18 protein-coding genes and 1 pseudogene are annotated in these 18324 nt (G+C 70.3%); 4 read left to right on the forward strand and 15 right to left on the reverse strand.

All coding sequences use genetic code 11. From position 1 onward, the window contains the following. Positions 1–56 precede the first annotated feature (56 nt). On the reverse strand, positions 57–689 hold the full coding sequence (locus BUS84_RS30620) for a class I SAM-dependent methyltransferase family protein (RefSeq protein WP_074317779.1): 633 nt from the start codon (positions 687–689) through the stop codon (positions 57–59). Between the two features lie 143 nt (positions 690–832). On the opposite strand from BUS84_RS30620, the gene BUS84_RS30625 reads away from it, so the two are divergent. Beyond that, positions 833–1513, forward strand: a complete 681-nt coding sequence (locus tag BUS84_RS30625) for a murein hydrolase activator EnvC family protein (RefSeq protein WP_074317781.1) — start codon at positions 833–835, stop codon at positions 1511–1513. Here BUS84_RS30625 and BUS84_RS30630 read toward each other — a convergent pair. After that, a complete protein-coding gene (locus BUS84_RS30630) occupies positions 1434–2624 on the reverse strand; it encodes an aminotransferase class V-fold PLP-dependent enzyme (protein ID WP_074317783.1) in 1191 nt (396 codons plus the stop codon). The two genes, BUS84_RS30625 and BUS84_RS30630, sit on opposite strands and share 80 nt — an antisense overlap. Before the next feature lie 157 nt (positions 2625–2781). Here BUS84_RS30630 and BUS84_RS38420 point away from each other — a divergent pair, with 157 nt between their 5' ends. Then, positions 2782–2958 (forward strand): hypothetical protein, encoded by a 177-nt coding sequence (locus BUS84_RS38420; RefSeq protein ID WP_159451091.1) that lies wholly within the window; start codon positions 2782–2784, stop codon positions 2956–2958. A gap of 50 nt (positions 2959–3008) precedes the next feature. Here the strand turns inward: BUS84_RS38420 and BUS84_RS37850 are convergent, their stop codons facing one another. The 7 genes and pseudogenes from BUS84_RS37850 to BUS84_RS30665 form a co-directional block, all read right to left on the reverse strand. Continuing rightward, on the reverse strand, positions 3009–3197 hold the full coding sequence (locus tag BUS84_RS37850; protein ID WP_143728571.1) for a hypothetical protein: 189 nt from the start codon (positions 3195–3197) through the stop codon (positions 3009–3011). Between the two features lie 1651 nt (positions 3198–4848). Further along, positions 4849–6354, reverse strand: coding sequence for a recombinase family protein (locus BUS84_RS30640; RefSeq protein ID WP_074317787.1), 1506 nt, complete (start codon positions 6352–6354; stop codon positions 4849–4851). A 323-nt stretch (positions 6355–6677) separates the two neighbouring features. Further along, a complete protein-coding gene (locus BUS84_RS30645; protein WP_074317789.1) occupies positions 6678–7769 on the reverse strand; it encodes a tyrosine recombinase XerC in 1092 nt (363 codons plus the stop codon). A 172-nt stretch (positions 7770–7941) separates the two neighbouring features. After that, positions 7942–8447, reverse strand: a pseudogene (locus BUS84_RS30650) (DNA-processing protein DprA); the annotation flags it as partial. Positions 8448–8473: 26 nt separating this feature from the next. Continuing rightward, a complete protein-coding gene (locus tag BUS84_RS30655; RefSeq protein WP_143728572.1) occupies positions 8474–8743 on the reverse strand; it encodes a hypothetical protein in 270 nt (89 codons plus the stop codon). 102 nt (positions 8744–8845) lie between these two features. Beyond that, entirely contained in the window at positions 8846–9106 is a 261-nt protein-coding gene (locus BUS84_RS37855) for a hypothetical protein (RefSeq protein ID WP_143728573.1), read from the reverse strand. 130 nt (positions 9107–9236) lie between these two features. Next, positions 9237–9794, reverse strand: a complete 558-nt coding sequence (locus BUS84_RS30665; RefSeq protein ID WP_074317795.1) for a dihydrofolate reductase family protein — start codon at positions 9792–9794, stop codon at positions 9237–9239. A gap of 402 nt (positions 9795–10196) precedes the next feature. Here BUS84_RS30665 and BUS84_RS30670 point away from each other — a divergent pair, with 402 nt between their 5' ends. Beyond that, positions 10197–11051, forward strand: a complete 855-nt coding sequence (locus tag BUS84_RS30670) for an IS5 family transposase (protein WP_074317797.1) — start codon at positions 10197–10199, stop codon at positions 11049–11051. A gap of 19 nt (positions 11052–11070) precedes the next feature. Here the strand turns inward: BUS84_RS30670 and BUS84_RS30675 are convergent, their stop codons facing one another. From BUS84_RS30675 to BUS84_RS30695, 5 genes are all read right to left on the reverse strand, one after another. Beyond that, the gene (locus BUS84_RS30675; protein WP_084757644.1) at positions 11071–12021 is read right to left on the reverse strand and encodes a tyrosine-type recombinase/integrase; all 951 of its coding nucleotides are present in this window, start codon (positions 12019–12021) and stop codon (positions 11071–11073) included. Positions 12022–12105: 84 nt separating this feature from the next. Then, the gene (locus BUS84_RS30680; RefSeq protein ID WP_074317799.1) at positions 12106–13071 is read right to left on the reverse strand and encodes a DMT family transporter; all 966 of its coding nucleotides are present in this window, start codon (positions 13069–13071) and stop codon (positions 12106–12108) included. 11 nt (positions 13072–13082) lie between these two features. Further along, positions 13083–14060: an N-acetylglucosamine kinase gene (locus BUS84_RS30685; RefSeq protein ID WP_074317801.1), complete on the reverse strand. Its 978-nt coding sequence runs from the start codon at positions 14058–14060 to the stop codon at positions 13083–13085. 5 nt (positions 14061–14065) lie between these two features. Next, positions 14066–15229 carry an SIS domain-containing protein gene (locus BUS84_RS30690; RefSeq protein ID WP_074317803.1) on the reverse strand — a complete coding sequence of 388 codons (1164 nt, stop codon included), beginning with the start codon at positions 15227–15229 and terminating at the stop codon, positions 14066–14068. After that, complete coding sequence (locus BUS84_RS30695; RefSeq protein ID WP_074317804.1) at positions 15226–16527, reverse strand: D-tagatose-bisphosphate aldolase, class II, non-catalytic subunit; 1302 nt, start codon at positions 16525–16527, stop codon at positions 15226–15228. Before BUS84_RS30695 ends, BUS84_RS30690 begins: the two co-directional genes overlap by 4 nt. Before the next feature lie 103 nt (positions 16528–16630). On the opposite strand from BUS84_RS30695, the gene BUS84_RS30700 reads away from it, so the two are divergent. Further along, on the forward strand, positions 16631–17425 hold the full coding sequence (locus tag BUS84_RS30700; protein WP_074317806.1) for a GntR family transcriptional regulator: 795 nt from the start codon (positions 16631–16633) through the stop codon (positions 17423–17425). Between the two features lies 1 nt (position 17426). On the opposite strand, the gene BUS84_RS30705 is transcribed toward BUS84_RS30700, so the two are convergent. Continuing rightward, positions 17427–18224 carry a GntR family transcriptional regulator gene (locus tag BUS84_RS30705; protein ID WP_074317807.1) on the reverse strand — a complete coding sequence of 266 codons (798 nt, stop codon included), beginning with the start codon at positions 18222–18224 and terminating at the stop codon, positions 17427–17429. Between the last annotated feature and the right edge of the window lie 100 nt (positions 18225–18324).

Here is an 18324-nt window from a genome sequence, read left to right on the forward strand (position 1 = left end):
CCCGGTGCGAGCGGCCCCACCGACCCGGCGCGGGTGACGGCGCCGCCGGACAGGGGTCAGCGGGGAAGGAAATGGAACATCGTCACCTTGGGTGGCAGCGGCCGGGGACGGCCGAGGTGACGGTGCACGCCGACGCCGACCCGGTCCGCCGGGGTACCTACCGCGACCGGCGTGAATCCCGCCCGCGCGAACCACTCACAGATGGTGGGCACCAGGTCGGGCTCGCGGCGATGCCGGGTCCAGATCACCGTGCCGCCGCTCGCGCAGAGCGCGACGGCGTGCCCCACGGTGGCCCGGACGTCGGCGTCCGACACATTGCCGAACACCCCGCAGAGCAGCACGAGGTCGGCCGGGACCAGATCGGCGTACGCGTCGGTCACCGCCGCGTCGCCGACCACCACCTGTACGCCGGTGAGACCAGCCGCCCGGGCGGCGTCCTCGGCCACCGCCGCGTTGCGCGGGTCCAACTCGACCAGGCGGGCGGTCACGTCGTCGCGGCGCGGATGGGTGGCGAGCACCGGGATCAGGTCCCGACCCTGACCGGCGCACGCGCTGAGCACTCGGAGCGGCCCGGTCGGCGCCCGGTCCAGTGCCGCCCGAACCTGCTCCCGCACCTCGGCCAGCCGGGCGGCCAGCGCCGACCCCGGCTGGTCGTAGTCGTCGTGCCAGGCGAGCCAGTCCCGAGCCATCGGCCCAGCATAGGCAGCGCCAGCCGGCCCGCGACATGGCAGATCACCGAAGGCTCCGGGTGGTAGTCCACAGCACCCCCGCTCGTCCACAGCTCGGCTGCTCGGCGTGGCAAGCGGTCCAGGCATGGTCGCAGGCTGCCGTCATGCGACCGCCACTCGCCCCGCGTGCCTTCTCGATCCGCCGCGCCGTCCTGCTCTGCGCCGCGTTCCCGCTCGCGCTGACCGTCCAGCTCTGCGGGCTGGCGCTGCTGGTCGCGCCGCTGCCCCGCCTCGCGCCGGCGCTGGTCGTGCCGGTCGCGGTCGTGGCGCCCGCACCAACGGACGCCGGCCCGGGGCCGTTCCGGTGGCCGGTCGACGGGCCGCCCCGCCCGGTGCGCCGATTCGACCCGCCGCCCCGCCCATGGCTGGCCGGGCACCGCGGGGTGGACCTGGCGGCCCCGGCCGGAGCGGTGGTCCGCAGCGCCGGGCCGGGCACGGTGCTCTTCGCGGGCATGGTCGCCGGTCGGCCGGTGGTCGACGTGGGGCACGCCGGCGGGCTGCGGACCACCCACGAGCCGGTGCGACCGGCGGTACGCCCCGGCCAGCCGGTCGCCGCCGGTGCGCCGCTGGGCGAGCTGCTGCCTGCGCATCCGGGCTGCACGGCTGCGGCCTGCCTGCATTGGGGGCTGCGCCGGGGAGCGGACTACCTCGACCCGCTGGCCCTGCTCGGCCTCGGCCCGGTGCGCCTGCTCCCGCTCGGCGGGGTCAGCGCTGGGCGAGCAGTGCCGGCAGCCGTACGGCCAGCCGTTCGTACTCGTCGGCGGCGTTGTAGACCTGGCCGGTGAGTCGCAGCCACCCCCGACCGTTCCAGCTCATCACCGCCACCTCGGCGGCGAGCCGTTCGCCGATGCGCGTCTGGAGCGCCCGCGCCGCGTCGATGGTGGTGGCCATGCCGGCCGGCAGCGGAATGATGCGCAGAGCCACCGCGGGCCCGCCGGGGTCGGGCAGCTGGGCGGGAGGCACCCCCAGCGCATCCCCCACCACCCGCTGGCCGTACGCGGCGAGGGCGGCGTTGTGCTCCCGGACCCGGTCGACGCCCAGGCTGCGCAGCGTGAACAGGCCCGCCGGGGCGGCCAGCCACGAGGTGTAGTCCAGGGTGGCCTGCCATTCCAGCCGGGCCGGGAAACCGGCGTCCTGCTCCCACGAGACCACCAGCGGCTCGATCCGATCCCGCCACGGCGCGGTCACCGCGAGCAGGGCGGTGCCGCGTGGGGCGTACCCCCACTTGTGCAGGTTGCCCACCCAGAAGTCGGCGCCGATGCTGGTGACCGGGGTCGGCAGCATGCCCGGCGCGTGCGCGGCGTCCACCAGGACCGGGACGCCGTGTTCGCGGGCCACCCCGACGATGGCGGCGGCCGGGAAGAGCCGGGCGGTGGCCGAGGTGAGCTGATCGACGACGAGGAGCCGGGTCCGCCCCGGGCGCAGGCCGGCGCGGACGGTCTGCACGATCTGCTCGTCGGTGGCGGCCAGCGGGATCGGCAGGACGCGGCTGACCGCCCCGGTCCGGCGGCACTCCCGCTGGATGGCCAGGCTCACCGCCCCGTACCCGTGGTCGGTGCTGAGCACCTCGTCGCCGGGCTGAAGCCCCAGCGACTGGAGCACCACCGCGACGCCGGTGGTGGTGTTGCCGACCAGTGCGCTGCCGTCCGGGTCGGTACCCAGGAAACCGGCCAGGTGCCGGCGGGTGTGCGCGATCCGGTCGACCAGCCCCTGGGTGAAGAAGCGCAGCGGGTTGGCCTCCATCTCGTCGCGCAGCCGCTGTTGGGCCCGCTGCACGCCGATCGGTACCGCGCCGAACGAGCCGTGGTTGAGGTGGCTGACCGCCGGGTCGAGTGAGAAGGATTCCCGAATGCGATCCCAGCCGACGTAGACACCCTCAATGATCTGCCCGGACATGACGGCAGCCTATCGACGGCCGGGGCCCCACCATGCGGCGGAGGCAGCCACCGCAGGCGGCCCCTTGGTGGGCCCGTAGCCCGGTGGCGGAAAACCCGCTGTCTACCCGGGGCGAGCTACGTACGCTCAGTGCCGCCCACGAAAGGATCACGCCCCTGTGAGAGTTGTACGGGATTCCGCCAACGTCTTTGTCACGTACGTTGACCCCCCGGTCACGCCCGTCCGCCTGGCGGAGCTAGCCGCCCAGCTTCCCCCGGAGGCTGTCTGCACTGAGGTTGTGCTAGACCCCGACGGCATCCTGTTCGCCACCTTCGAGGTTCCCGACGCCTCCTGATCCCACCCCTAGCCCGGGGGCCCCGTGAAGGGGCCCCCGGCTGCCCGCAGCTAAGACTTGAGCGCCGTGATCAGCGTGGCGAGTGCGACGATCAGCGAGACAGCAGCCGTGATCATCTCGATCCGCCGCCGGTGCCGCCTGTCGTCATCCCCACTGACTGGCGGCGCGTCAGGGGTGACACTTTCCGCTGGCTGCAATGCGTCAGCGTTGACGCATTCCACGGGTGTGGGTACATTCATGCCGTCTCCAACTTCGTGCGTTCCGTCCGAACAACGTTGATTCGGAGTCACCAGCAGCGCCCGGGATGCACCCCGGGCGTTGCTTGCTTACGGGCTAACTACAGCCGTGTAACCCCTTGTCGCTGCCGTCAATTGCAGCCGGACCACAAGTACCCGTCAAGTTGGCCGGCGTGTCCGGCGCGTCAACTGACGCCCCAGCCGGGGCCGTAGACGGACGCAAATGCGAGCAATGTCCCCTGTGGATACCAACAGAACATTGGATCAAGCCAAACGGGTGAGCCAAAGAATCATCCTTTTGGACAGGGTGCCAAAAGTCCCCGCAGTGACGCCCCCTCAGGCACCGTCCCCACCGCCCGGAGGGGCAGGGGCAGGCAGAGGGGCCGCGCCGGCCCCCTCTCGCGTCTACGGCCGTTCTAGAGGCCCTTGCGGGGCCTGTTGTCCAGCCACCCCGATAGCTCAACCCCGGGGCTGTTGAAAAACTGCCACTCCTGGTGCAGTGGCGAAATGCAACGCCGACGACGGCAAGACGTTCGGTACGCCTTAACGTACGCGTCCCCTGGGTCGAGCATCAGAAACAGCCGGACGTTTATACGCTCCCCGTTCGGATGGGTGAAATACAGGGTCCGGGTGCCCTTCCGGTACTCACCACGCCACAGCAGGCAATCTCCGTCACGCTCGGAATGGAGCACCGCCCACGCCGGCCATTCGTACATCAACTCATCCATTGCAAACCTCCTGAGACGAAAAAGAGCCCCGGACCCAATGAGGGCCCGGGGCGTCTTATGCGGCAATCGCCAACCCGTAGGTATCCGGGTAGGCGGGAAACACAACGGGGGACACGTCGAGAATGTGGGCCCGCAGAATGGTTCGCAGTGGCGTCCTGCCGCGGGTTACAGTCCGTCTAAAACGGGGGTTCCTGGTCGAAGTTGCTAGACCGCGCAGGCACAGGCTGCCGCCAGGGATCATCGGTGGCGTCCACGTCATCGTCAGCGGCGTACGGGGTGTTTACGCGCCACAGGGAGGCCGTACCGCCACCATCCGGGCCACCCCGGGAACCAGCATTACCAACCCGCACCAGCCAGCCGAGCTGGCGTGCCGCCGTAACGAGGTCTTGAGCCTTCCGGGTGCTGCCACTGCCCATCACGTCAGCAACCTTGCCGTAGCCGACCCGGATGTTGTCTCCCCACGTCCCGTAAAGGGACATGCGCAGGATGAACAGCTTGAAGCCTTGCCAGGTTTCTTCCGTCGCTACGTGATACCGCCTGGCAATCTCAGCCCCGGGGCCGTCGCATGGCATCGGTTCCTCAAGTAGGGCCCTCTGCCAATCGAGATACGCGCTAGCTTGCGCGCTCCGTTCCCTTGAATACGCCATACTTTGGGCACACTCCTCCCCAACGATGAATGATGAATGCGTTTAAACGGCGAACTGCCGTAGAGACAGAGAACGGGCCCAATGATGGGACCCATTCCAAGTAGCTGAGTCCCCGTTCTCCGGGGGTTGCTGGGTAACTTTAAAAGCGGCCAACACCCCGCCCGGTTTGCTGTGTCAGCTTAGCGGCTAGTGCAAGGGCGTCAGAGGGCAGAGAGAAGCCCCGGTTAAGCGCCTTTAGCGGGGCATTCAACCGGGGTCGTTGGCGGCTCTCAGTGGCTCTCAGGCCGTTCTGGCGGCCCGCTCCAACACCTGTTGCTGTAGGTCGTGCGGGATGTCCACCGACACCCGGCCGCCGGTTGCCTCGCCGGAGGGCGTGCCAGGGAACAGGGACCGTGTGCGTACGGGCTGAGCGTGCAGCGTCACCCGGAAGTCGTTGAGGCTGAGCAGGAACGCCCGTCGTTCCTCCACCGACGCAAGCCCGTCCCACATTTCCCGGATCGTCTCCCCGGTGTGCACCATCTCCCAACGGTCCTCAGTTTGGGGCATCGCCTCAAGCTTGGCTTTCCGCTCACTCAAGCGGGTAAGCCGCTCAAGGTAGCTTTGCCGGTCACCACCGTAAAGCCCGAGGTCCCATTCCTCCCGCGCTTCCTTGAGAGCCTGTTCAACCTGCCCCAGCTCGTCCGCGTGACTCTCGCCAGGGACAAACCGCTTCTCCTGAAACTCAAGGTCCCCGGTCATCAGGAGCAAACTGCCCACGGCCGCGTCGTCAAGGATGGGGGCCGCAATCGGCTTGTTGGCACACCCCGGGTTTTCCGGGGAATCCTCGGTACGCTTTCCGCGCTTCCGGCCCGAACAGACGTAGTACGAATACAGCTTGCCGCTGCTCACCCCGGATTGACGGTAAAGCCGCTGCCCGCACTCACAGAACCCGACACCCAAGAGCAGCGCGGCACCGTGGGTGCGCACCTTCTCCGCCTTCCCCCGGTCATCTAGAACCTTTTGAACCCTCCGCCAATCGTCGTACAGGACGATGGGCTCAGCGATCCTCCGGGGAAGCCCGTCAGCATCCTTCAACACTTCCCCCTTGTGTTCCGCTTGCCCGAGGGTCGTTCGGGAGCGGAGAACCCGGAACGCGCTAGATGCCGTCCATTCCGCCTTGTTGCGGGTGAGTAGGCCACGGTCGTTCAACGATCGACACACGGACAGCACAGACGCGCCAGCGATAACCCGGGAAACCATTTCCCGCACAATCGGGGCCTGGTCGGGGTGCGGCTCAAGCCTCCACCCGCCATCAACCCGCACCGGCTGATAGCCGAACGGCGGGTGACCCCCGCCCCAACGGCCCGCCTCCCGCAGCTTGTCCCGTCCGTCTAGAACCCGCTCTTGGATAGCGTCCCGCTCGAACTCAGCGAACATCGCCAACACCTGAGCGATCAGCCGCCCGAATCGGTCCGACGTGTCGATAGGTTCCGTGGCGGAAGCAACCGTCTTTTTGTTTTCCGTCGCCCAGTCCAACAGGCTGGCAAAGTGCAGCAGCCGCCGGGAAATCCGGTCAACCTTCCACGCGACCAGGGCGTCAAACTCCCCGGACCGCTCCCGCAGCCACGGCCCAAGCTGGGGCCGCTCCCACGGGGAGACAGCCCCGGACACGTCAAGGTCTTCCGCCCAGCCAACGATGGTGTGCCCGTGGAGGTCAGCCCACTTGGTCACCGTCTCGCGTTGCCGCTCAGGCGACGTACTTTCATCAGTCTCACGGCTGAGCCGCACCACCCCAAGAACCCGCATGCCGGGAGGGTATCAGGGCTTAGGAAACCTTGACGCCCGCCGGGTCGAGCGAGAAGAGCAGGCGGGCGCCCGGGATCGGCTCGGGGGCTGCGGGACGCTCACCCGGTGATCGTAACCGCCGGTCGATCGTCCCTGAGTGGTTCGCTCGTCGGGTCTGGCCCGGCGCAGATCGGCCCGCCGGACGGGTCGGCCGGCTCCGTCCCCGGTGCGCCTCCCGGGGTGCGCCGGGGTGCGCCTGCCCGGGTGGGTCTGGCGGGTGGGCGCGCGGGTGTGCCTGTGCTCGGCGGCGGGTGTCCGGTCTGGCGCGAGGGGGCTGGCCTGGTTCAGGCCCGCGGGTGGGCCTGGCGGTAGGCGGCGCGCAGCCGCTCCACCGAGACGTGCGTGTAGATCTGCGTGCTGGCCAGCGACGAGTGGCCGAGCAGTTCCTGCACCGCGCGCAGGTCCGCGCCGCCCTCCAGCAGGTGGGTGGCGGCGGAGTGGCGCAGCCCGTGCGGGCTGGTCCGGGGGAGGCCGGCGGTCTCGGCGTACCCGCCGACGATCTGGCGCGCGGTGGTCGGGTTGAGCCGGCCGCCCCGGGCGCCGAGCAGCAGCGCGTCGCCCGAGCGGGCACCAAACAGCGCCGGGCGGCCCCGGCGCAGCCAGTCGTCAAGCGCTCGCTGCGAGGGCACCCCGTACGGCACCGACCGCTCCCGACCGCCCTTGCCGAATACCCGGATCACCCGCCGGCCGTGGTCGACGTCACCGACGTCCAACCCGCAGGCCTCGCTGATCCGCACGCCGGTGGCGTAGAGCAGTTCCAGCAGCACCCGGTCGCGTAGTGGAACCGCCTCGGCCGACGCCCCTTCCGCCAGGCCGGGCTTCGCTGCGTCCGGCGTTGCCCCTCGCGGTGTCTGCCCTGCCGGCGTCGGTGTCTGCCCTGCCGGTGTCGGCTCAGCAGGTGTCTGCCCTGCCGTTGTGGGTCCGGTCGGTGTGGAAGCGGGGGGCAGCCGGCTTGGCGCCTCGACCAGGGCGGCGGCCTGGTCGGCGCGCAGGACGGTGGGCAGTTCCCGGTGCGCGCGAGGGCTGGCCAGCGCGGCGCCCACGTCGGCGGCGAGCAGCCCGGCGCGGTGCGCCCAGGCGCTGAACGCTCGCGCCGACGCGGCCCGCCGGGCCAGCGACGTGCGGGCGGCGCCGGTGGTTCGCTGCCGGGCCAGCCAGCTGCGCAGCACGGACAGGTCCAGCTCGGCCAGGTCGACACAGCCCATCCGAACGGCATGGTCGAGCAGCGAGACCAGATCGGTGACGTACGCGCGGACGGTGTGCGCCGACCGGTTACGGACCCGGGACAGGTGGTCGGCGAAGTCGTCCACCGCGTCGCGCAGCGCTGGCGGCAGCTCCTGGTGGGTGGCCCGGGTGCCCCGGGCAGGCCGGCTCATCGCCGCCAGGTCGGCGGCGCCGTGGTGCGGGCCGGTGGATGGGCTCGCGCACCCCCGCTGACAGCTGGCACGGCACCAGCCTACGGCTGCGCGTCGCGCACCGCCGGCCACGACAGGACCGGTGTGGTCGGTGCTTGTGAAGTCGGTGTCGGGCTGGCGGACGTCCCGCTCTTCTGTCGGGCGGGCGAGGCGAGGGGCCGTCGTCGTGGCGGACCACCAGGGACAGTTCCTCCAGGAGGGATAGTTTGCGCAGTGCGGTGCGTACGTCGACACGGGCCGGGGCCGCCAGCCAGTCCACGCCCAGCGTGCCCCGGCGAGGTAGCGCCTCCAGCAGCGACCGAGCGTCGTCGTCGAGCGCGTCGGCCGGTCGCTGCGGGCCCCGGGCCAGCGGCGCCAGGTCGGCGCCGATCCGGCCCACCTCCTCGAGTACGTGCGCCACTCCGGTGACGAGGCGAGCCTTCGGGAACTCGCGGAGCAGTTCGTGCGCGGCGACGGACATCGCCGAGGTCACCGGCCCGGCACCACCATGGCCGCCCGGCCGGTGTAGACGGCCCGCCGAGCGGTCTGCGTCGCGCCTCTACGCGCGGACGCCTGCAGCACGACGGTGCCGAGGGTGCCACCGGCGATGACTCGGTTGCGGATCAGGAACTTTTCTGGACTTGCCGGCCGGGGCCGTAAGCCCCGGCCTCTGTTGCTGTCTGTGACTACCGCTCCCACTCCAGGGTGATCTTCGCTTTGTGGGGGAGCAGCAAGTAGACAAGGCCGAGCGCTGCGGCCAGGGCGAGGCCGCCATGGAACTCGGTCTGCAGGTTGACCGGAACCAGATCCAGCGCTTGGGTGAGCGACGAGACCAACAACGTGCTGCAGCCGCCGGTGGCAACGACTTTCACCGTGAGGTTGGTGCTGGGGTTGGACTTGTTCGGGGTCGTGTTCCGGTTTTTGGGCGTGCGAGAGCTATCCGCGTTCGCGGGCATGGAGAACCTCCAGGAGAACCGGGCGAGAAGAAAGTCCGGGGATTCGCCGCTCGCGACCGTTCGCGGTCGCGAGCGGCGAATTCCGTCGCAGGTGGGACGGGCTCAGCCGAAAGCTGGCCTGGTCCTCGGCTTCGTCGTGTTGGGGATGTGGAGTTCGCCAGCCTGTCGGCTGGCGAACTGGTCACCCAACCGGCTCAACTTCCTGGGGACACGCTCGCCGAAGGCCGGCGGCTGACCGGCAGCGGCGGCGGCTAGATCCCAGGTCATGCCGTCGTGGCTTGCATAGAGGTCAGCGACTTCCCGCTCTCCGGGCTTGAGCTTCTTGAGGACACGATCGATGCGCGGGTCGCGGAACTCGGGCAAGCTGAGCCACGTAGCCCTCGACCGGCTCTTCGAAGACGTCCTCGCCTTCGAGGAGTCGTTCGGCGCTGCGCGGCGAGCGCGAGGAGGACGCCGCGCTGCCGGTGAGCTGGCGGCGATGGACTCCTGTGATTCAGCGCGCGCGGCGGTAGTGCATGGCCACCGCGCCGTTGCGGAGCGGCTCCGCTGAGAGCAGCTCGAGCTGGCGCGTGCCGGGCAGCCCGCCCTGGTGCAGCGTCGGGCCGTGGCCGGCGATCCTGGGATGGACGAGCATCTTGTACTCGTCGATCAGGTCCAGCCGGTCGAGCTCGGTCGCGAGCTTGCCGCTTCCGAGGAGGACCCCGGCCGGGGTCGCGTCCTTGAGCTTCTGCACGCCCTCGCGCAGATCGCCGGCGATGTGGTGGCTGTTGGTCCACGGGAAGTTCTTGCGCGTCGACGACACCACGTACTTGGGTTTGGCCTCCAGCTTGACCGCCCACTCGCGCATGGCCGGCGGCGCCTCGTCGTCGCCGCGGGCGACGGCCGGCCAGTAGCTCTCCAGCATCTCGTAGGTGACGCGACCCCACAGCATTGCCCCGCACTCGTCCATGAGACGGGTGAAGAAGGCGTGCGTCTCGTCGTCGGCGACCCCCTCCTGATGGTCGACGCAACCGTCCAGTGTGAGGTTGAGGCTGAAGGTGAGGACTTCCATGGCCAGCGACTCTAACGCCACTACGGCGTCGCGGCCCAGGCTGGCGTCGCGTCGGCGAGCTCGAGGTACACGCGCCCCGGGTCCCAAATTCGCGCCCAATGAAATCCGCCGGAAGACGCCGGGACCCAAACTCGCGCCCAGTCGGGACCGCTACTCGCGCTCAGAACCACGGCGGCCCCACCAGGTCGACCTCGACGAGGGCGAGGCCTAGGTCCGGCTCCTTGTGCTCGGGGAAGACCACCGTCTCGACCGGATGCTGGCGCGCGAGGTGCGTGGTCTCGTCTCTCTTAGAGCGACCGGCAGTAGGTAGAGGATCTGGGCAGACGGGACCCTCGGGGTAGCAAGCAGGCACGGGGCCATAGATCATCGGAGTTCTCTACGCTTCGTGACCGATGGAGTCCCGTGCCTGCGTTGCCATCTTCGTTGTTCGAACCTGTCTGGGTCCAGTTCGCCGCGCTCTGGCCTGAGCAACCCGAGTTCGATCCAGCACATCCGTTGGGCTGCCATCGGCGCCGGATCCCTGACCGGGTCGTGTTCGAGCACGTCATCGCCGCTTTGGTACACGGCTCGGGCTATGAGCGCGTCGCGTCGGATGCCTGCTCGGACCGCACGATCCGCCGGCGTCTGCGGTCGTGGGCCCAGGCCGGCCTGGGCGAACAGCTTCATGAGCTCGCCCTGGATGCCTACGACCGCATGATCGGGCTGGACCTGGCCGACGTCAGCGCCGACGGCGCCATCACGAAGGCCCCGTGCGGCGGGGACCGGGCCGGCCGGTCCCCGGTCGACCGCGGCAAAGGCGGCATGAAACGCTCGACCGGCGTCGACGGCTACGGCATCCCGCTCGGAATCACCAGCGCGCCCGCCAACCGGCACGACTCCCCGCTGCTACGCGACACCTTCACAGCATGCAGCACCCAACTGCGGCACCACTGGCCCGAGCAGGTCACCGCGCACCTGGACCGCGGCTACGACAGCAACCGAACCCGTGACCTGCTCGAAGAGATCGGCTTCGACGCCGAGATCGCCCGCAAGGGCATACCCACCCCAGTCCAAATCGGCAAACGCTGGGTCGTGGAGAGAACCAACTCCTGGATGAACGGCTTCGGCAAGATCCGCCGCTGCACCGACCGCGACGCCCAGATCATCGACCTCTACCTGTACCTGGCCGCGACGATCGTCACCATCCGTCAACTCATCCAACGAGCCCGCACCCTCTACCGCTGGGACACCCGACCCACCACCCGCCGACTCAAATAACGCCTATCGCCGGTCGCTCTTAGCCGGGGTCCCGGAGGATGGGAAGTCCGAGGTTCACCGGTCCGGTGGACGATTGCCGGTCGAGCGCGCCCAGCTTCGAGCGGGCGGCCTCGAGGCTGACCTGGAGCCCTTGGACCTCGCCGAGCCACCCGTTCTCGTGGGCCTCGGCGATGCGCCCTTCGAGGTTGGTCGCGATTTCGACGAGGCGGTGGCGTTGGTCCGGGTCGACGCGGAGCATCGGGCAGCGGATGCAGGCGTGCTCGTGGTTGCAGGGGGTGCCGTAGGGCCGGCCGCAGGTGCCGAGTTCGAGCTTTCGGAGCTGGAAGTGCTGTTGGAACTCCTCCCACTCCGCGTCCGTGGGGTCCCGGTATTCGGCGGCCGGGCGCAGGGCTCGCCGTTCGGCGACGAACGCGCGGTAGGAGCGGATCAGGTCGTCCTGGAAGACCGCGAGATAGGCCTGGGTGGTGTTGAGATTTGCGTGACCGAGCAGCCGGGCCGCGATGTGGACCGGCAGACCGCCGGCGACGGCCTCGGTGACGAACATCCTCCGGAAGTCGTGCGGGGTGTAGCGGAGCGGCTTGCCGGCGGCGTCAGTGAGTCCGGCGAGGCCGAGGATGTCGTTGAGATTCCGCTGAACGAGGCGCTGGCTGATCACCTCGCGGCGCCAGCCGAGAACGTGCTGGAAGAGGTGGGGAAGCATCGGCCCGGTTGTGCGTTCGTGCGGGTCATAGCGGGCGACGAGCGGGATCCGCCCGGTCTGCGGGTCTCGGATCCTCTTGATGATCGTGGCCAGGACGCTGGCGAGCTCCGGCGTGACGAGCAACAGCCGCTCGCTGTTCGACTTCGACGGGACGATCTGCAGCAGCGGGACGACTTCACCGGTGTCGCGCAGTTGGTAGGAGATCAGCGCCAGATGGGTCAGTTCCAACAGCTGGCCGACGCAGTGTTGTGCGGCGACGGGCCGGTGCATTCACAAGATCGCACGCTAGCAACAGCGACGCGGCCGCCGGTCCGGGGTCGGCCCGGACCGGCGGCCGCCGGGTGGATCCAGGGGTTACGGCACGGCGACGTCCGGCGTGGCGTCGCGGTCGCGGCTGGCCGGGCCGGTCACGTTCGCCGCCGCGGCCTCGCCGCGCTTCTCGTCCGCGTAAACCATCAGGGTCGAACCGACGATGGCCAGCACGATGCCGATCGTGGCGTAGGCCGACGGGACCTTCTGGTAGACCATCAGCGAGAGGATCACGGTCAGCACCGGCGCGAGGGCGTTGGTCGTGGGCGCCACGATCGAGGCCTTGCCGCGGCTGAACGCCATCACCAGGAACAGCGCGCCGACGGCGTTGAGCACCTGGGTCACCGCGGCGAGGGTCGGTGCCTGCCACGGCGCGTCCAGGGCGAGGCCGCCGGCCATCCAGATGGCGATCGGCGCCAGCAGCAGGCCGCTGATCGTCATCCACAGGAAGGTGGTGGCGTCGTTGACGCCTTCGGTCGCCGCCTTGCGCATGAAGTACGCCTGCACGCCCCAGGCGACGCAGACCACGATGGCCAGCAGCAGCCACGGCCCACCGGTGGCGGAGCCGTCGCCGTCGCTGACGCTGAAGAGCACCACGGCGACCAGCGCGGCGATCGCGCCGATCACGGCGAGCCGCGGGATGCGTTCACGCAGCAGCAGCATGGCCATCAGCACGGTGATCGCGGGGGAGAGCGCGATCAACGGGAAGATGAGGTACGCCGGGCCGATGGTGAGCGCCTTGAACAGCAGGAGCTGGCCGCCGGCGCCGGTCAGGCCGACGAGCAGCCCGTACACGGTCGCGACCGGGCGGCGATCGACCCGAGCGCCGCGCAGCGCCGCGATGGCGGGAATGATCATGGTGATCGACCAGACGACGTAAACCATGCCGTCGGGGTAGCCGTAGTCGCTGGTCGGGACGGCGGAGAAAGCTCCCCAGACGCCCCAGAACAGCACGAGCAGTCCCGCGTACGGGATCCAGCTCCGGCCGATGCGGGAAATAGTCGTTGGCATCTAGCGCCTCCTCAGGCAGCGGTGGCGGTGGGGGTGGTCCGGAGCCGCTCGAGCGCGTCGGCGCCGAGCGGGCTGCGGGCCTGTTTCGCGGCATAGAGCGCCGCTCCGACGACCGGTGAATACAGGGGCTGACGAAGGTCGTACCGGTCGTGCAGCTTGTGCAGATGCGCCCGGAACTCCTCGCGCACCTGTGTCGCGTTGAACGTGCCGCCGGAGTAGGAGACCAACACCTGCTCGTCGGCGCCGTAGCCGAGCTGGCTACGAGTCGTGTCCACCAGAAGGGCGAGCTCCCGGGCGGCCTCGCGCAGGACCGCGGCCGCGGCCTCGTCGCCCCGGTCGGCGGCGGTGATGACCTGTGGGCACAGGCCCGCGATCTGGCCGCGGTCGCCCTGCCACCGGTTGAGCACCACGTCGATCAGGTCCAGGTCGGCAGACAGCTCCAGGTGCTCGCGCAGGACGTCCAGGAGCGGGCCGGCCGGCGCGCGCCCGTCGCTCATGCGGGAGAACGCCTGCAGGCCGCGGGCCGCGATCCAGTACGCCGAGCCCTCGTCGCCGAACAGCTCGCTCCAGCCGCCGACGCGGTGGCCGCGACCGGCCCGCTCGCCGTACGTCATCGATCCGGTGCCGCTGATGACGTTGATCCCGTCCGCGGCACCCAGCGATCCGGACCAGCCGCAGACCATGTCGTTGTCGACCCGGTACCGGTCATGGCCGAGGATTCCCCGCGGCGCCGCCTCGAGGGTCGCGACGTCGCCGCTGACCTCGCCGTAGGTCGGTATCCCGAAGAACGCGAAGTCGATGCCGGCGGGGGTGATGCCGGCCGTGGCGCAGACGGCGCCGATGCCCTCCTTGAGGACCCGGGTCACCAGGTCGATGCCTTCGCTGAAGTAGTAGCTGCTCGGGGCCGTGCTCTCAGCCGCGATCGAGCCGTCCGGCCGCAGCAGGCAGAAGGCGGTCTTGGTGCCGCCGCCGTCCACGCCGAGGAACATGTCTCTCACCTCCGGTTCGCGTGCAGGGTGTGCAGCGGGTGCATGATCGCGCCCTGGACGACCCGGTTGACCTCGCCGCCGGGGAAGGGGTTGTCGGGTGTGCACCCGAGCGCCAGGGAAAAGTGCAGGCCGATCAGCTGGGCGCAGATCACGGCGGGCAGCGCCAGGGCGGCGTCGTCCACGTCGTCGATGCCGGGCAGCGTCCACGCGTCCGGCCGGCCGGCGTGGGCGGTGACGGTGACGAGGTTCCGCTCCGGGATGACCCGCAGCAGTTCGGCGACCATGTCGCGGTCGTACTGGCTGGTGTAGGGGTCGTTGGACTCGTAGCTGACGACCAGGGTCGCTTCGTTGAGCACGGATTTCGGGCCGTGCCGGAAGGCCAGCGCGGACTCGGACAGCGCCACCGCTCCGCCGGCAGTCAGCTCCAGCACCTTCAGGGCCGATTCCCGGGCTAGGCCCTGCAGGGTGCCGCTGCCGAGGTAGACGATCCGGTCGTAACCGCGGGCGGCGAGGTCGGCCGTCGCGGCCGGCCGGGTGGCCAGGACCTGCTCGGCCGCGGCGGCCAGGCGCTCCACCAGATCCTCGTCGGGGCTGCCGAGGGTCAGCAGGCCGGCCAGCACCATGCCGGTGAAGCTGGACGTCATCGCGAAGCCCCGGTCGTTGGCCGCCGCCGGCAGCAGCACCACCAACGAGCTGGACCGGTCGGCGTGCTGCCGCGCGAGCCGGCCCTGCGCGTTGCAGGTCACCACCAGGTGCCAGCAGTCGGTCAGCACCTCGGAGGCCAGCTCGGGCGCGGTGAGGCTTTCCGGGCTGTCGCCGGAGCGGGCGAACGAGACCAGCAGCGTCGGCACGTCCTCGGCGAAGCAGGCCAGCGGGTCGGCCACGATGTCGGTGGCGGCGAGGGCCTCCACCCGGCGGCCCAGCCGGCGGCGCAGCGACGGCGCCAACACCTCGCCGACGTACGCGGAGGTGCCCGCTCCGGTGAGGATGATGCGCAGGTCGGGCCGTTCGAGCAGCGGCTTGAGGAACGCGTCGGTCTCCGCGCCCGCCTCCGCCGTCATCCGGCCGATCTCGCGCCACACGGCCGGCTGTTGCGCGATCTCGCGGCTGGTGTCGATGGCGCCGAGCCGGCGCAGTTGGTCGGGGTCGTAACCGAGGAGGGTGCTCATGCTGCCTGTCGCCATTCAGAAGGGGCGGTCGCCTGGCGGTAGCCGCGCAGGACGTCCCGGATGCGGTCGAGGACGAGGTCGACGGGGTGGGCGGCGAGGACGCCGGCGCGGACCCGCTGGTACTGGTCGGGCAGGTACTGGCTGAGCAGCGGCAGCGGGATCGTCCGGCCGGTCAGGTTGGCCAGCAGACGCCGCTCGGCGGCCTGGATCTCCGGGTCCGGCCAGTAGTAGCGCATCCGGTCGCTGTAGCTGAACCGCCGGGCGAGGCGCTGCTCGTCGGCGTCGCCGGTGTAGTACTTCGCCCACTGCCCGGGCTCGGCGCGCATCCGCCGCTCGACCACCTCCGGCAGGCTCGAGCGGTCGTGGTCCGCGACGAGCTCGGCCTCGATCGCGGCCAGCGCGAACAGGGCCTCCCGCAGCGCGAACGTCAGGCCGGGCCCGACCTTGAGCATGGCCCAGTGGTCCTCGACCAGGGCGGCGAGCCGCGGGACGGTCTGGTAGTCCGTGGAGTGGGCCTCGAAGACCATCGCCAGCTCGTCGTCCAGCACCCGCTGCAGGTCCTTGGTGCGGTCCCGGTCGTAGTCGACGACTCGGAGGTGGTCGAACTCGACGCCCGGTTGCACGACCAGGGCCATCACCTGGGGCCAGACGTGCGCGAGGCCTTGGGCGGCGAAGGCCGCCCGGTGCCGGGCTAGGGTGCCGCGGGCCGACTCGGCGGTGGTGGGCCGGAGCTCCTCGATGGTCTCCTCGGCGCCGCCGGGGACCGGAACCTCGGTGCCGATGACGTACCGGAGCGTGCCGGCCCGCCCGGTCGCGGCGGCGGTCTTCTCGGCGACCGCGAGCATGCGGGCGGCGCGGGTGGCCATCACCTCGTCGGTCAACGGCGTCCGGTCGTCCGCGCACGGGTAGCTGCAGTCGAGGTGAAGCTTGGTGAAGCCGGCCTCGACGTAGGCGGCCACGAGCACGTCGACGTGCGCCATAGCCCGGTCGGCCGGCAGCGAGCGCCACCGGTTCGGGCCCAGGTGGTCGCCGCCGAGCACGACCCGTTCCCGCGGCAGGCCGGCGTCGTTGGCGGCCCGGTGCACGAGGTCGCGGAAGTCCGCCGGTCGCATACCGGTATAGCCGCCGGTTTGGTCGACTTGGTTCGAGGTCGCCTCGATCAACACGAGGTCGCCGTCTTCCCAGGCCTGGGCCATCGCGGCCTGCAGGACCAACGGATGGGCGGAGCAGATCGACGTGATGCCGACCGGTTCCCCCCGTTTGTGCCGGGCGACCACGGAGTCGAGCGGGTTAGTCACGGGGCGGTTCCTCCTCGCCGTACCCAAGGTGAAATGGACCCTACTGGTATTCGAACTGGCCGGCCACTGTCTAGATGGTATGTAATCCGGTATGGTTGCCGCCATGGCCGTTCCCCGTGAGCCCGTACTGCCCCAGGCCCTTCCCACCAGCTCGTCGGCACTGCTCTACGGACGCACCGCCACGCGACTGGTCGACGACCTGGTCGCCGGCGGTTTCCGCCCAGGCGACCGGCTGCCGTCCGAACGCGTCCTGTCGGAGCACTACCGCGTCTCCCGGTCCACGCTGCGGGCGGCGCTGACCCAGCTCGCCGAGCAGGGCGTCATCACGCCCTCGCCGGCCCGCGGTTGGTTTCTCACCGACCTGACGGCCAGCGACGGCGGCACGCCGCAGCCCGGCGACGGCCGGCCGTCCGGGCACGTCGTGCAGGGCTTCGCCGACTACGCGGCGGCGCACGGCCTGACCACCCGCGCGGTGGTCCTGGAGTCCGGGGTGCGGCCCTGCACGGTCGCGGAGTCCGAGACGCTGCGCATCGCGCCCGGCGCCGACCTGTTCGAGATGCGGCGGCTGCGCTACCTCAACGACCTGATCGTGGTGCTGGAGTACAACCGGCTGCCGCTGGCCATCTGCCCGGCCCTGGCCACCACCGACTTCACCACCGCCTCGCTGTACGCGACCCTGCGCGCCGCGAAACCGCCACAGCTGCCGCGCCTGGCGCAGTACACAGTGGAGGCGCGACAGCCGACCGATGAGGAGCAGCGCCTGCTGGAGGTCGACGGCACGGTGCCCATGCTGGTGGCGACCCAGCTGAGCTTCAACCAGGACGGCCAGCCGATCGAGCTGACTGTCCAGGTCTACCGCGGTGACCGGTACCGGTTCCGCGGATCGATCACCGACTGACTCAGGGCCGGTTGGTGATGGTGGCCCGGAAGCGGTAGCGGTCGCCCCGATAGACCTGGACGGTCAGCTCGATCGGGCGGCCGGCCTGGTTGAACGTGAGCTGAGTGGCGACGAGCATCGGCATGGTGTCACCGATCCCGAACAGCTCGATCTCCCGCGGCGTCGGGTGCCGGGCCTCGACCGAGTAGTCCGCGACCCGGGGGAGCTGTGGCGGGTCCGCCGCGCGCAGGGTGGCGTACAGCGAAGCGCTGTTGAAGTCGGTCTCGGCCAGGGCCGGGCAGGCGGCCAGCGGCAGCCGGTTGTGTTCGAACGCGACGAGCAGATCGTCGAGGAAGCGCAACCGGTGCAGCTCGAAGAGATCGGCGCCCGGTGCGATACGCAGCTCCTCGGCCTCGGACACCGTCGCCGGGCGGACCGCGGCGGAGAGCACGCGGCTGCTCGGCGTCAGACCGTTAACGCGGGCGAAGTCGGCGAGGCCCTGCACCTGCAGCTGGGGCGCGGCGGCGGTGGGCGCCGCCGGGGCCGGGGCCGGGTCAGGGTCGAGGTCGCCGACGAACCAGCCGCGTGAGGACGCCGGCCGCACGATGCCACGCGACTCCAGGTCGGCGAGGGCGGCGCGTAGCGTCACGCGGGATACGGCGTAGCGGGTCGCCAGGGCCCGCTCGGAGGGCAGCCGGTCGCCGACGCGGGCGGCGTTGGCGCGCAAATCGACGAGGAGCTGGGCTGCGGTGCGCTCGTAGAGCGGGAGCGCCTCGTCGGCGTACAGGCGACGCGGCGTGCGCGTCGTCGCAACGGTCATACCGGTCGACCATACCAGTCAGCGGCCATACCAGAAAACAACCGGACACAGACCATTGACAAGCCATTAACATGCCACTTACGTTCGTCGAACAGACCAC

The sequence above is a fragment of the Micromonospora cremea genome (assembly GCF_900143515.1).
GTDB lineage: Bacteria > Actinomycetota > Actinomycetes > Mycobacteriales > Micromonosporaceae > Micromonospora > Micromonospora cremea.

Excerpts from the sequence above, each read along its gene's own strand:
- BUS84_RS30620 (WP_074317779.1), bottom strand. The coding sequence starts at position 689 with ATGGCTCGGGACTGGCTCGCCTGGCACGACGACTACGACCAGCCGGGG.
- BUS84_RS30625 (WP_074317781.1), top strand. The coding sequence starts at position 833 with ATGCGACCGCCACTCGCCCCGCGTGCCTTCTCGATCCGCCGCGCCGTC.
- BUS84_RS30630 (WP_074317783.1), bottom strand. The coding sequence starts at position 2,624 with ATGTCCGGGCAGATCATTGAGGGTGTCTACGTCGGCTGGGATCGCATT.
- BUS84_RS37850 (WP_143728571.1), bottom strand. The coding sequence starts at position 3,197 with ATGAATGTACCCACACCCGTGGAATGCGTCAACGCTGACGCATTGCAG.
- BUS84_RS30640 (WP_074317787.1), bottom strand. The coding sequence starts at position 6,354 with ATGCGGGTTCTTGGGGTGGTGCGGCTCAGCCGTGAGACTGATGAAAGT.
- BUS84_RS30645 (WP_074317789.1), bottom strand. The coding sequence starts at position 7,769 with ATGAGCCGGCCTGCCCGGGGCACCCGGGCCACCCACCAGGAGCTGCCG.
- BUS84_RS30655 (WP_143728572.1), bottom strand. The coding sequence starts at position 8,743 with ATGCCCGCGAACGCGGATAGCTCTCGCACGCCCAAAAACCGGAACACG.
- BUS84_RS30665 (WP_074317795.1), bottom strand. The coding sequence starts at position 9,794 with ATGGAAGTCCTCACCTTCAGCCTCAACCTCACACTGGACGGTTGCGTC.
- BUS84_RS30675 (WP_084757644.1), bottom strand. The coding sequence starts at position 12,021 with ATGCACCGGCCCGTCGCCGCACAACACTGCGTCGGCCAGCTGTTGGAA.
- BUS84_RS30680 (WP_074317799.1), bottom strand. The coding sequence starts at position 13,071 with ATGCCAACGACTATTTCCCGCATCGGCCGGAGCTGGATCCCGTACGCG.
- BUS84_RS30685 (WP_074317801.1), bottom strand. The coding sequence starts at position 14,060 with ATGTTCCTCGGCGTGGACGGCGGCGGCACCAAGACCGCCTTCTGCCTG.
- BUS84_RS30690 (WP_074317803.1), bottom strand. The coding sequence starts at position 15,229 with ATGAGCACCCTCCTCGGTTACGACCCCGACCAACTGCGCCGGCTCGGC.
- BUS84_RS30700 (WP_074317806.1), top strand. The coding sequence starts at position 16,631 with ATGGCCGTTCCCCGTGAGCCCGTACTGCCCCAGGCCCTTCCCACCAGC.
- BUS84_RS30705 (WP_074317807.1), bottom strand. The coding sequence starts at position 18,224 with ATGACCGTTGCGACGACGCGCACGCCGCGTCGCCTGTACGCCGACGAG.